Consider the following 13,251-nt stretch of genomic DNA (forward strand, 5'->3'; position numbering starts at 1 on the left):
AAATTAAAGATGAAAAATAGCGTAAAAAAAACATATCTATACCTAAGCTTAGCTGCGCTAGCTTCACTAGGTAGTTGTACAAAAGATTTTTTAAATAAAAATCCAACGGATAAAATTTCGGAATCAACCTTCTGGAAAACGCAGACTGATGCTGATTTGGCACTATCGGGCTGTTATGAATTTCTTTGCCGGGGATACAATTCGACGTCTTCATCCAATGCACGCGGTGGTTGGGGGGGAGCAAGTATGTTTTGGGATGGGCTTTCAGACGATGCCTTTGTGTCCAGTACCTCCAATAACTTCAATATTATTTCGCGATCCGGAATCTCCTCGACAACCGGCGGAATGCAATCTGAGGGGTATGAGATTTCGTATCAGGCCATTGCGGCATGTAATAAATTGATTGCCAATATTGACCGCATTACAAGTATGAGCCAGCAGGACCGTGACCGATATAAAGCAGAGGCTCGTTTTATCCGCGCCCATTACTACTTTTTGTTGACCAATCTGTACGGTGATGTGCCATTGACTTTAGAACCTCTTGGTATGGACGATGCGAGTATTCGGCTGGGTAGAACACCTAAAACCAACGTTATCGAAGCGATTTTAGCAGATTTAGATTACGCGAGTGAAAAACTGCCAAATACAGGATATAAGGGGCATGCTGTGAGGGGAGCTGCATTAGGCTACAAAACAAAGGTGTTGTTGACTTTAAAAAAATGGGCCGAGGCAGCTGCAACAGCGAAGATTGTTATGGATGAAAACAAGTTTTCGATCTATCAGGGTGGTTACCGCGATCTATTCCGAAAACCTGGACAAAATAACAATCCCGAAATCATGTTCTCCGCTCGATTTTTACCGCCCAATATGTATAGCCCTGCAGATATGATGTATTCTTATCTGAAGACGATACAACCGTTGGGGTATCTGGTGGATTCTTATTATGCCATTGATGGAAAGGATATTAAAGAATCGACAGTTTACGATGCTAAAAATCCTTACGAAAATAGAGATCCACGGTTGAAGTCAACAATCATGTACCGCGGTGTATGGCGAGGTACCACAGCATCTTCTGCTTTTGATCCGGTTGCCGAAGGAGTTTTGGGTGGTTTTTTACCGAGAAAATATATCAACGAATCGAAATGGCCAACAAGTTACGCGACACAAAGCGATCAGGATTGGGTATTCTTACGTTATGCAGATATTTTATTGATGTACGCAGAAGCGAAAAATGAAAGTGCAGGGCCTGATCAGACAGCCGTAGACGCATTGAATAAGGTAAGATCCAGGGCTGATGTGAAAATGCCGCTCGTACAGTTTAGCGGTTCCTTGACAAAAAATGAATTCCGCGATATTATCCGTCATGAACGGAGGATTGAATTGGCTTTGGAAGGTCAACGTTATTTTGACTTGAAACGCTGGGGGATGATCAAAGAGGTGATGGATAAAATCAAGGATCCAGATGGAGCTCCACGATTATTTATGGCAAGAGATACCTTATGGCCTGTGCCTCAATCTGAGGTAGATATGGCCAGAAGTTTAGGTAATGACAATTTTAAACAAACCCCAGGTTTCTAAATTAAGGACTGTGAAAAATTCAGGTATGAAAGCTCTATATAAAATGTTGCTGGCACTTATCCTCATCATGGGAATGAGTAAGGGATTATTGTATGCGCAAGTAAATCGCTTGCCCGATAGTGTACGCATGAAATGGTGGGAAGAAGCCCGGTTTGGCATGTTTATCCATTGGGGAGTATATGCGCAGTTTGGCGGCGTTTATAAGGGGCACGAACAGGCACGTGGTGGAGCAGAATGGATTATGAACCGCTCTAAAATTCCGGTTGATGAATATCAGGCGATGGCAAAGCAATTTAACCCCACGCAGTATAATGCAGACGAATGGGTACGCATGGCGAAAGATGCCGGGATGAAATACTTGATTATCACGGCCAAACACCACGATGGTTTTGCACTCTTTGAAACAAAAGCGAGTAAGTGGAATATGGTGGATGCGACGCCTTACGGTAAAGATGTTTTGAAACCTTTGGCCGAAGCTTGCCGAAAATATGGCCTGAAACTTGGCTTTTATTACTCACAGGCGCAGGATTGGAATAACCCTGGTGGATCGGCTGCTCGTAAATTAATGCGAGAAGGCTGGCCTAATCCAGATTCAACCCGTGTAGATGATTACACACTAGCACATCATGGCCATTGGGATCCCAAACAAGAAACAGCGAGTTTTAGTGACTATATTAAAAATGTATCTGTACCTCAGGTCAAAGAATTGTTGAGTAACTATGGGGATATTGCTGTGCTATGGTGGGATACACCAACCAACATGACCGACGAAGCCGCAAATATGCTTCAGGACCAATTGGCATTACAACCCAATATTATCACAAATGATCGATTGAAACGGCCTAATTTCCCCGGCGATACCAAAACGCCGGAGCAAAAAATTCCAGATTGGAGTGAACTCGAAGGCAAACATTGGGAAACTTGTATGACCATGAATGGCACTTGGGGCTACCGCACATCGGATCATAAATGGAAGTCTGCCGAAACCTTGATCCGCAATCTCGTTGATATTGCTTCCAAAGGTGGAAATTATTTGTTGAACGTTGGTCCAAAACCCGATGGATCCTTTCCACAGGAGAGTATAGAACGTTTGGCTGTAATTGGCAAATGGATGAAAGCCAATAGTGAAGCAGTCTACGCGACCAAGAGTAGTCCTTTACAGCCATTTGAATGGGGGAGATGTACCATGAAGGAAGATGGAAAGCGAACTTATTTGTATGTCTCTGTATTTGACTGGCCAAAAAATGGAATAGTTGAACTTCCGATTGAAAATAAAGTTTTAAAAGCTAGTCTTTTAGCCAATAATCAAGTGTTAAAGGTAAAATCGAATGCCAATGGTATTCAGATTGCCGTGCCTGAGCAGGCCATTGATGCTGTTGCTACAGTGATTAAGATCGAAGTGGCTGGCAAATTTAAGCGCGAAAAAGGGCCCGGAGCAAAGAACATGAAAACTGGAGCTTTGGACGAGTAAGGCCGATAAGATGAAAAGCAGATACTAAAATAGCATAATGAAGAAAAGTAGATTGAATAAAATAGTTGCGTTGTTGTTGACTTTTGGAGTTGCTCAGCTCCACGCTCAGGAAGTTAAGCGGATTGATCAAGGCTGGGATTTCTTAAAGAGCGATCTGGGGGGAATCTGGGAAGCTGTAAGACCGGTGGGAGCCGGTAATCCCGAGTCTGTTCCACTTTGGCAGCAGATAAATCTGCCGCACTGTTATAATGCGCTGGACGCTGTTGATCCAGCTATCAATTATTATCAGGGACCGAGCTGGTACAGAAAATCGCTGGAGATCGATAACCCCTATTTAAATGGTCACACCCTTCTTCATTTTGAAGGAGTCGGACAAAAGACAGCTGTTTATATCCATACAATTAAAGTTGGGGAGCACGTTGGCGGATACGACGAATGGACTGTGGACATTACAGATGCCGTTGAAAAGTTTAAAAAAACAGCTGCTTTTAAAAAACAGTTTAAGGGCAAAATACCGCTTTCAATTCGTGTGGATAATTCACGTGATCTCGAAATGATCCCTTCTGATCTGTCTGATTTTAACGTCTATGGAGGTATTTACAGACATCTAAACCTGAAATATGTTCCGCAGACAGCTTTGGAGCGTGTGTTTGTTGAGGCGTCAGTAGGGGCCGATGGTAAGCAGGGAGTGGTCAACGTCCGCGGACGGTTGATGCCATTTTCGGCTCAGACAAGTTTTGAAGTCGAAACGCAGCTCTATGACCCCGCTGGAAAAATCGTGCAAACCCAGCAACCACAGGTAAATAGGGGGACGTTGAATCTTGAATTTGGACAATTCCTGGTCAAGAAGCCACAGCTTTGGAGTCCTGATCAACCGGCTTTATACCGTTTAGTTACGACAATCAAAAGCAATGGACAAGTGTTTAAAGAAGAGAGTGTCTTTGGCTTTCGACATGTAGCGTTTAAAGAAAAAGGTCCTTTTCTGCTGAACGGGAAAAGGCTTTTGCTTCGTGGTACCCATCGTCATGAAGACCATGCCGGCGTAGCTGCAGCAATGACTGACGATCAGATTCTACAAGAGATGACCCTGATGAAAGAGATGGGCGTAAACTTTATACGCTTGGGACATTATCAGCAGAGTCGTAAAGTGCTTGAGGCCTGTGATAGTCTGGGTATCTTGGTTTGGGAAGAGATTCCATGGTGCAGAGGTGGATTAGGTGGCGAGGTCTATCAACTTCAGGGAAAACGGATGTTAACCAATATGATTGAACAGCATTATAATCATCCATCAGTTATTATCTGGGGGCTTGGTAATGAAAATGATTGGCCTGGTGATTTTACGGAGTTTGATCAGGCGAAGATAAGGGCTTATATGAGTGAACTCAATGATTTAGCTCATCAATTGGACCCCAGCCGGAAAACAGCGATACGACGTTGTGATTTCTGTAAAGATATTGTTGATGTTTATTCGCCTTCTATTTGGGCGGGTTGGTATAGAGGTGTTTATACCGACTATAAAACAGCGTCCGAAGAAGAAATGAAAAAGGTAAAACATTTCCTTCATGTGGAGTGGGGCGGGGATAGTCATGCAAGACGACATGCAGAAGACCCTGACCGCGCTTTAGCTAAAATCAAAGGTGATGGCACAACAGATGAACGGGCAGGCGATGCGTCGCTCATTGGTGGTGCAGCACGGGTTTCTAAAGATGGCGATTGGAGTGAAAGCTACATCTGTAATCTCATCGATTGGCACTTAAAGGAACAAGAAACAATGCCTTGGCTCACGGGGACAGCCTATTGGCCATTTAAAGACTTTTCAACTCCGGTACGGCCAGACAATCCTGTACCTTATGTCAATCAGAAAGGTGTTGTCGAACGGGATTTTACCAAAAAAGAATCGTACTACGTATTCCAGTCGTATTGGACAGCGAAGCCAATGCTGCATATTTATGGCCATACTTGGCCGATCCGTTGGGGTGAAAAAGAGGAGTCGAAAATGATAAAGGTATATTCCAATGCCAGTGAGGTTGAGCTTTTTGTCAATGGAGAAAGTCAAGGATTAAAGAAAAGGAATAGCCAAGATTTTCCAGCGGCAGGTTTGCGCTGGATGGTAAAACTGAACGAAGGAAACAATCAGATTAAAGCTGTTGCAAAAAACGGACGCCAAATTCTAGTGGATGAAATTGAACAGCAGTATCAGACAAAAAAGTGGGGTAAACCTGCGAAATTACTTGTTGAACAGATTGCTGTGGAAGGCGAAGTAGTCACTGTGCAAGCCCAAATTGTGGATGATACCAATACCCCCTGTCTCGATGCAAAGGATTGGATCTATTTTGGTTCAACCGGCGATGGTCAGTTGATCGTCGATCAAGGCACTTCTACGGGGTCGAAAAAAGTACAGGCCTATAATGGTCGTGCATTGATTAAACTTCGGCTGCCTTCAGGGAGAGCAGTGGTATCGGGCCGGATGGAAGGATCAAAGAGTACCTTGTTAACGATAGAAAAATAACACAAGATGTTAAAAGCAACGAATCATTTGAACCTCTTTTTACTGCTCGGCCTCCTGGGGGCGATTGCTCCATGCTGTGCACAAAGCAATTCGCCGCAGCTGAAGCTTTGGTATAATCAGCCGGCCACACTGTGGGAAGAAGCACTGCCACTTGGAAATGGCACAACAGGAGCGATGGTCTTTGGAGGGCTAAGTAAAGATCGATTTCAAATTAACGATAATACGCTGTGGTCGGGTGAACCCGATGCGGGCAATAATCCAAACGGCCCGCAGATCTTACCCCAGGTGCGCCAAGCCATCTTTGCTGGAAAATATGAAGACGCAGCAGTTCTTTGGAAGAAAATGCAAGGACCTTATTCTGCTCGGTATCTACCCATGGGCGATTTATGGTTGGACTTTCATCAGGACGAAAAAAAGGTCAAAGATTATAAACGGGAGCTGGATCTTGAACGAGCGATCAATCAGGTGAGCTATTCGTATCAAGGTGTTCGATACCAAAGGGAAAGTTTTGTCAGCTTTCCGGATAAAGCATTGGTGGTTCGATTGAAAGCGGACAAGAAAAAATCAATTACCTTGGATCTTTCCTTAACCAGTAAGCTCCGATATAGCGTTTCGACCGAAGGGGATAATCAACTGACCCTTCAGGGTAAGGCGCCGAGTTTTGTCGCCAATAGGGATTATGAACCCCAACAGGTGGTGTACGATAGTGTTGGCGGAAAAGGGATGACCTTTGCGATGCAGGTCAGTGTAAAAACTACCGGTGGTGTGGTAAAAAAAGAGCAGGATAAACTTAAAATTATAGGCGCTGATGAGGTGATATTATTTTTGACAGAAGCGACAAGTTTTAACGGTTTTGATAAGTCTCCGAGTCTGGAAGGTAAAGATGCCACACTGCTCGCAAAAAACCGCATGAATACGGTCTCCAAAAAGAATTTTCACACCTTACTTGCAGACCATCAAAGGGATTATCAAATGCTCTTCAATCGTGTAGCCTTTAAGCTGACCGGTACTTCTGCACATGATAAATTACCTACAGACCAGCGTGTCATGCAGTTTTCCAAAGGACCGGCCGATTTGGGACTTCTGACGCTGTATTATCATTTTGGGCGCTACTTGTTGATTTCCAGTTCTAGAGAAGGAGGAAGGCCTGCAAATTTACAGGGGATCTGGAATGATCATGTGCAGCCACCGTGGGGAAGTAATTACACGACCAATATCAATACAGAGATGAATTATTGGCTTGCTGAAAATACCAATCTTGCGGAATGTCATCAGCCTTTGTTTGATTTTATGGATGAGTTGGCTATCAACGGGGCTAAAACAGCATCGATAAATTATCATATCGATAAGGGCTGGGTTGTGCATCATAATTCCGATCTATGGGCTAAAACTTCCCCTCCGGGCGGATATGATTGGGATCCCAAAGGAATGCCACGTTGGTCGGCATGGCCTATGGCAGGTGCCTGGTTGAGCACACATCTATGGGAACACTATCGTTTTACGGGTGACAAAACTTTCTTGAAGGAGAAGGCCTACCCATTGATGAAAGGGGCGGCCCAATTTATGCTGCAATGGCTGATTGCCGATCCCGGAAATAAATATCTCGTGACCAATCCTTCCACTTCACCTGAAAATACAATTAAAATAGCAGGTAAAGAATATCAATTGACCATGGCCTCTACCATGGATATGGCGATCATTCGTGAGCTTTTTACAGCTGTTATTCGTTCATGTAGGATATTGGGTGTTGATCCTGAATTTAAATCGGCTCTAGAAGAAGCGAAGGAAAAGCTTTATCCCTATCAGGTGGGCCAATATGGACAATTACAAGAGTGGTTTAAAGATTGGGATGATCCAAAAGATCAGCATCGGCATATTTCCCACTTATTTGGTTTATATCCGGGCAATCAGATCAGCCTTGCGGAAAACAAGGCTTTGGCTGCGGCCGCCAAGCGTTCATTGCTTTTAAGGGGCGATGTCAGTACCGGCTGGTCGATGGCCTGGAAGACAAATTGGTGGGCGAGGCTTCAGGATGGAAATCATGCCTATAAAATCCTCAAGGATGCCTTAAATTTTATCGATCCTAAATTGGATCGTGCTCAGATGAGCGGTGGTGGAGCCTATCCGAATTTATTTGATGCACACCCACCTTTTCAAATTGACGGTAATTTTGGTGCTACGGCCGGAATGACTGAAATGTTGCTGCAAAGTCACGATGGTGCTGTTCATTTATTGCCGGCTCTACCTGATGAATGGTCTGCTGGGACGATTAAAGGAATTAAGGCCAGGGGAAACTTTACCGTAGACATTTCCTGGAAAAATAACGTATTGACCGAAGCAATGATCGTATCCAATATTGGAGGTGTTTGTCGTTTGCGTACACCTTTACCTGTTAAAGTTGTCGGCATCGAATCAAATCAGGCAGTTGTCACTGACAACACGCTATTATATAAACCGGAACAACTACCGTATACGATCGCTGATCCGTCCAAATTGCCGTCGTTAGCAGCTACGAAAACATTCGAAGTTCAATTTGAGACCATAAAAGGGAAGCAGTACCGTATTGTTCCGCTATAAATCAAAATCCAGGAAAAATGAAATCTAAATCAATTGTTCGCATCATGGGCTGTCTTCTTGGGATCGCAATTTCCCCCTTATTTTTGAAGGCAAAAATTAAGGAAGGTGTTTTTGAGCAGGAGATCATCCAGACGCTGTGTCCTGTTATCCTAAAGCAGTCCAAATGGGCGATGAAGCAGAAACCATTGACTGTGACAGCATATAGCGCGGGCCGGAGTGCCGGGGGTATTCATGATTTTTATTCTGAAGGCGATTATTGGTGGCCCGATCCCAAAGATCCAGCTGCGCCCTATATCCAACGGGATGGGATGACTAATCCGGCCAATTTCGTTGAACATCGTAAAGCAATGATCCGCTTTAGCCGAATCGTGGGTGCACTGGCCTCAGCATATCGTTTGAATCCGGATAAAAAATATGTACAACAGGCACTTCGTCATTTAAAGGCTTGGTTCGTTGATGCAGAAACGATGATGAATCCGAATCTTCTTTATGCACAGGCTATACAAGGGCGTTTTACAGGGCGAGGAATAGGCATTATTGATACCATTCATCTGATGGAAGTTGCACAGGGCGTAAAGATATTTGAAAACGACCCCAATTTTCCACAGGCAGCCAAGGATGCCATACATCGCTGGTTTGCGGCTTATTTACGCTGGCTTACAACGCATCAATATGGTATTGATGAAATGAATGCCGCCAACAACCATGGTACATGTTGGGTGATGCAGGTAGCCGCATTTTCGAGTTTAGTGCAAGACACTGTATTACTCAATACATGTGCAGATCGTTATGCGCATGTGCTGCTGCCGAATCAAATGGAAGCTAATGGAAGCTTCCCGAGAGAATTGCAGCGGACAAAACCTTATGGATACGCGTTGTTTAATCTGGATGCGATGACCATGATCTGTCAGATTTTGTCCAAGACCAATACCTCCCTTTGGCAGTATACATTGTCTGATGGGCGGACCATAAAAACGGGGATTGATTTTATGGTCCCCTATATTGCAGCTAAAGAAAAATGGCCTTATCAGAAAGATGTCATGTATTGGGATCAATGGCCAATTGCACATCCGGCACTTGTCTTTTCGGCAGTGGCTTTCCAGAATAAAGACTATCTGCAGCTTTGGGAAAAGCTTGATCATGCACCCGAACAAGAAGAGGTTATTCGAAATTTACCCATTCGCAACCCAATTATATGGCTTTGATTTTCCTAGCCCCCTTATAAAATAACTTAACCGTTTCACCTTAAAAACCTACAGATAACATGAATGTTAATGCTACGTCTTTGCGAAGATATACCCTCTTTTTGCGCTTTCGAAATTTAAAAAGGCCATCCATGGCCAAAGTACTATTTTTGACTGGAATTTTGTGCGCTTTTCAACATGTTGAGGCACAGAGTACAAAGCAGCTGCAAAAAGCTTGGGGGCTTGCAGATCAACAAGCTCAGCTACTTTATAAAGAATTGCAGCTCTTGAAAAAAAGTGATTCATCCTTGGTATCGCCACGTACGCTTTCCTCAGATAACGAATTGGTTGCCGTGAAAAGGGGGGACTGGACCAGTGGCTTTTTTCCTGGAGTCCTGTGGTATCTCTACGAAAAATCGGGAAAACAAAAATGGAGAGATCTTGCTTCAGAAACGACAAGGTCGATCGAAGCGGAGCAATTTAATGGAAAGACCCATGATATGGGCTTTAAGATCTACTGTAGTGTAGGAAACGGTTATCGGTTAACCGCAAATCCGCAGTACCGGGAGGTGCTTGTTCAGGCAGCCAAAACGCTGGCAACCCGCTTCAATCCGACAGTCGGCTGTATACGTTCGTGGGATCACAATAGCCACCGCTGGGATTTTCCGGTCATCATCGATAATATGCTCAATCTAGAATTGCTGTTTGAAGCAACCAAACTTACGGGAGATTCTACTTATTATCATATTGCGGTGAGCCACGCCAATACAACGCTAAAAAATCATTTTAGGCCAGATTACAGCACCTATCATGTGATAGACTATAATCCGAAAACAGGAGCTGTGCAGCATAAAAACACCCATCAGGGCTTAAGTGATGAATCCACATGGTCGCGGGGAGAGGCCTGGGCACTGTATGGTTATACGATGTGTTACAGAGAAACTGGAGATCCGAAATATCTGCAGCAAGCCGAAAAAGTTGCGCAGTGGCTGTTTGCACATCCCAATATGCCGAAAGACTTGATCCCTTACTGGGATTTCGATGCGCCTAATATTCCAAATGAACCAAGGGATGTGTCGGCAGCGACAGTCATAGCGTCGGGGCTATTGGAATTAAGCACGTATAGCAACCAAGGGAAAGATTATCGTGCAAAAGCGCAGACCATATTGGCGAACCTGATAGACAATTACATGTCGCCGCCAAATAAAAGTAAAGGTTTTATATTATTACACAGTACAGGATCGAAACCTTCCAATACTGAAGTGGATAAACCCTTGAGTTATGCCGATTATTACTTTTTGGAAGCACTGCATCGGCAAGAAGATCTACAGTCCGGAAAAGTTCAATCGGATCTGGTCCGGAAAAATCCAGCGGGACAACTGATCTATTTTCCAGATGCACAGGGAAACGTAATCCCCGACTTTAGCCATGTAGGCTATCATCAAGGTGATCAAAAGCTGCCCAATGTTCCTGTTGTGATTACTGTAAAACCCAGCGTAAATGGCGATGATCAACAAATTATACAACAAGCCATCGATGCTGTATCTGCAAAACCACTTGATAAAAACGGTTTTAGAGGTGCTGTTTTGTTAAAAAAAGGCCTGTACAATATACCTGGAAGCCTGGAAATTCATGCCAGCGGTGTCGTGTTGAGAGGGGAGGGCGATGCTATAGGACAAACCCTGCTTAAAGCCACAGGCCAGCACCAACGGAGCTTATTGAAGATTTCAGGTACAGGTAGTTATTCAGTGGACCAGGCTAGAAAACAGTTTGTTAAGAATGGATATGGACCTGTAGGGGCTAAATATGTCCTAATCGATCATGCGAAGGAAAGGAAAGTAGGCGAGCAGGTACTGCTCTCGTATGAGATGAACGAAGCCTGGATTGAAGCGCTTCGAATGAACCAAATTGAAAAAAGAGAAGGGACGAAACAATGGACAGCGCGGGAATATAAGCTAAATTTTGAACGTACTATTTTGGACATTAAAGGTGACTCCGTATTTTTTGATAATCCCTTGGTGATGGCGATTGATCCGAGGTATGGAAAAGTTGCTGTCATTCCTTACACCTTTGACGGACGTATAAGCGAAGTTGGAATCGAAAATATACGTTTCGAATCTGATTTTGTAAGTGATGAGGACGAACATCACGGCTGGATTGCAATTGATATGGATAAAATAGCGAATGGTTGGGTGCGCAATATCACCGCGCGTTATTTTGGCTATGCAGCGGTGAGCCTTGGTGCTTTTGCCAAACAGATTACAGTAATGAAGTCGCGGTGTCTGGATGGAAAATCTCAAATTACAGGTGGCCGAAGGTATTCATTCAATAATGACGGTCAGCTTAATTTATTTAAAGAACTTTATACCACGGAAGGACGCCATGATTACGTAACAGGGGCTAGGACCCTCGGTCCAAACGTTTTTAGCCTTTCTAGCGCGGAGCGAACACATGCGGATATCGGTCCACATCATCGATGGGCTGTTGGAACCTTATATGATCAAATCGTAACGGATGGTGAAATTAATGTTCAAGACCGGGGTAACTGGGGAAGTGGACATGGTTGGGCCGGGGTGACACAAGTTTTATGGAATTGTACGGTCAAAAGTGCCGCAGTACAACAGCCCTGGGCTTCCGGACAAAATTTTGCCATAGGAGTAAAGGGAGAAAAAGTAGCTGGAAGATTGAAAAATAGAAATGCTGGTTACTGGGAAAATCAAAACAGAATAATGTCGATCGGCTCACTTTATGAGCAACAATTAAAAGATCGATTAAAGTGATTCTTGTTCGTGTTTATTCAATGGAATGATTATTTTTATCATCCATTTCAATTATATACCTTATGATGCCATTACGTGTTTTTATGCGCTGTTTTTGCTGTGCGATAGCTTTAATTTCTGTTTTGCATGCGCAGGAAAAAAACTATCGTTTTTTACACTTGGATGTCAACGAAGGTTTGTCTCAAGGCAGCGTTTTCGCTATAGCCCAAGATCATTTGGGTTTTATGTGGATCGGTACCCGTGATGGCTTAAATAAATACGACGCCCGAAAGTTTACGATTTATCGCAGTAATCCGCAAGATAGCCTTTCCTTAGAGCACAACTTTATTCAAGCAATTACGGAAGATAACAAAAGGCGGCTTTGGATAGGGACAATGACAGGTCTGAATTTATACAATCGAGAATCAGACAATTTTATCCGTATACCATTACCTACGGTAGAGAGTAGCAGTGGGAAAATGGATGTCAACGTTCACCAGATTTTTCAGGATTCCAATGGCAAGATTTGGATTGCGACAAATATAGGCTTGTATAAGATTAAAGAGGGCCGGCATCCTGAAGCGGAGTTGGTCTTCAATGAGATTACCGTTGAAAGAAGCCAGGGAAAAGAGTACTATCGTAATTTTCGAACCATGTATGAGGATCGCAGAAAGCGATTATGGTTTTGTACTGATGATGCCATTGTACTCATGCAAGCCGCATCGAAAGATGGAAATAGCTTAAAGGTGCTACGGACTTACTTTAAAGAGAAATCGGCAGATAATAAGGTTAATCAAAGGTTTCAGGCGGTTTTGGAAGTTAGTCCAGGTATATTTTGGGTAGGTACGAAATATAATGGTATTCGGATTATCAATGAGAATACAGGCGAAATATCCTCGTTAACCGAAGAGGGAAATCATACAGGTTTGGCCAATCAAGATGTGCGGTCCTTAAAAAAAACAGATGATGGAAAGATTTGGATTGGAACATTCAATGGCCTATATGTTTATCAAAACGGAAAATTGCTTTTTATCTAGGCAGACGATGGAAATCCCAATAGCTTAAGCAATAATTCCATTCGCCCTATATTTCAAGATAAGCGGGGGTCTATTTGGATTGGAACCTATTTTGGAGGGGTTAATATTTATGATAAGGATATTCCTAATTTTCAGA

At 43.5% G+C, this 13,251-nt stretch carries 7 protein-coding genes and 1 pseudogene; all 8 read left to right on the plus strand.

What is annotated here, in order from left to right:
• The first annotated feature begins 9 nt into the window (after nt 1-9).
• Nucleotides 10-1,578, plus strand: a complete 1,569-nt coding sequence (locus A9970_RS26075) for a RagB/SusD family nutrient uptake outer membrane protein (protein WP_182984194.1) — start codon at nt 10-12, stop codon at nt 1,576-1,578.
• A gap of 25 nt (nt 1,579-1,603) precedes the next feature.
• Entirely contained in the window at nt 1,604-3,049 is a 1,446-nt protein-coding gene (locus tag A9970_RS26080; protein ID WP_259655480.1) for an alpha-L-fucosidase, read from the plus strand.
• Nucleotides 3,050-3,086: 37 nt separating this feature from the next.
• Entirely contained in the window at nt 3,087-5,558 is a 2,472-nt protein-coding gene (locus tag A9970_RS26085) for a glycoside hydrolase family 2 TIM barrel-domain containing protein (RefSeq protein ID WP_182984195.1), read from the plus strand.
• 6 nt (nt 5,559-5,564) lie between these two features.
• Complete coding sequence (locus A9970_RS26090; protein ID WP_182984196.1) at nt 5,565-8,135, plus strand: glycosyl hydrolase family 95 catalytic domain-containing protein; 2,571 nt, start codon at nt 5,565-5,567, stop codon at nt 8,133-8,135.
• Between the two features lie 17 nt (nt 8,136-8,152).
• Nucleotides 8,153-9,340 carry an alginate lyase family protein gene (locus tag A9970_RS26095; RefSeq protein ID WP_259655481.1) on the plus strand — a complete coding sequence of 396 codons (1,188 nt, stop codon included), beginning with the start codon at nt 8,153-8,155 and terminating at the stop codon, nt 9,338-9,340.
• Nucleotides 9,341-9,471: 131 nt separating this feature from the next.
• Nucleotides 9,472-12,099 (plus strand): glycoside hydrolase family 88 protein, encoded by a 2,628-nt coding sequence (locus A9970_RS28980; RefSeq protein WP_182984197.1) that lies wholly within the window; start codon nt 9,472-9,474, stop codon nt 12,097-12,099.
• Nucleotides 12,100-12,161: 62 nt separating this feature from the next.
• Entirely contained in the window at nt 12,162-13,115 is a 954-nt protein-coding gene (locus A9970_RS26105; protein WP_182984198.1) for a two-component regulator propeller domain-containing protein, read from the plus strand.
• 27 nt (nt 13,116-13,142) lie between these two features.
• Nucleotides 13,143-13,199 (plus strand): annotated as a pseudogene (locus A9970_RS29100) (two-component regulator propeller domain-containing protein); the annotation flags it as partial.
• Nucleotides 13,200-13,251: the final 52 nt, after the last annotated feature.

This window comes from Sphingobacterium sp. UME9 (assembly GCF_014170215.1).
In the GTDB taxonomy this organism is placed as follows: domain Bacteria; phylum Bacteroidota; class Bacteroidia; order Sphingobacteriales; family Sphingobacteriaceae; genus Sphingobacterium; species Sphingobacterium paramultivorum.

What these genes read in the sequence shown, in the direction of transcription:
- A9970_RS26075 (WP_182984194.1), top strand. Translation starts at nt 10, where the DNA reads ATGAAAAATAGCGTAAAAAAAACATATCTATACCTAAGCTTAGCTGCG.
- A9970_RS26105 (WP_182984198.1), top strand. Translation starts at nt 12,162, where the DNA reads ATGATGCCATTACGTGTTTTTATGCGCTGTTTTTGCTGTGCGATAGCT.
- A9970_RS26095 (WP_259655481.1), top strand. Translation starts at nt 8,153, where the DNA reads ATGAAATCTAAATCAATTGTTCGCATCATGGGCTGTCTTCTTGGGATC.
- A9970_RS26080 (WP_259655480.1), top strand. Translation starts at nt 1,604, where the DNA reads ATGAAAGCTCTATATAAAATGTTGCTGGCACTTATCCTCATCATGGGA.
- A9970_RS26090 (WP_182984196.1), top strand. Translation starts at nt 5,565, where the DNA reads ATGTTAAAAGCAACGAATCATTTGAACCTCTTTTTACTGCTCGGCCTC.
- A9970_RS28980 (WP_182984197.1), top strand. Translation starts at nt 9,472, where the DNA reads ATGGCCAAAGTACTATTTTTGACTGGAATTTTGTGCGCTTTTCAACAT.
- A9970_RS26085 (WP_182984195.1), top strand. Translation starts at nt 3,087, where the DNA reads ATGAAGAAAAGTAGATTGAATAAAATAGTTGCGTTGTTGTTGACTTTT.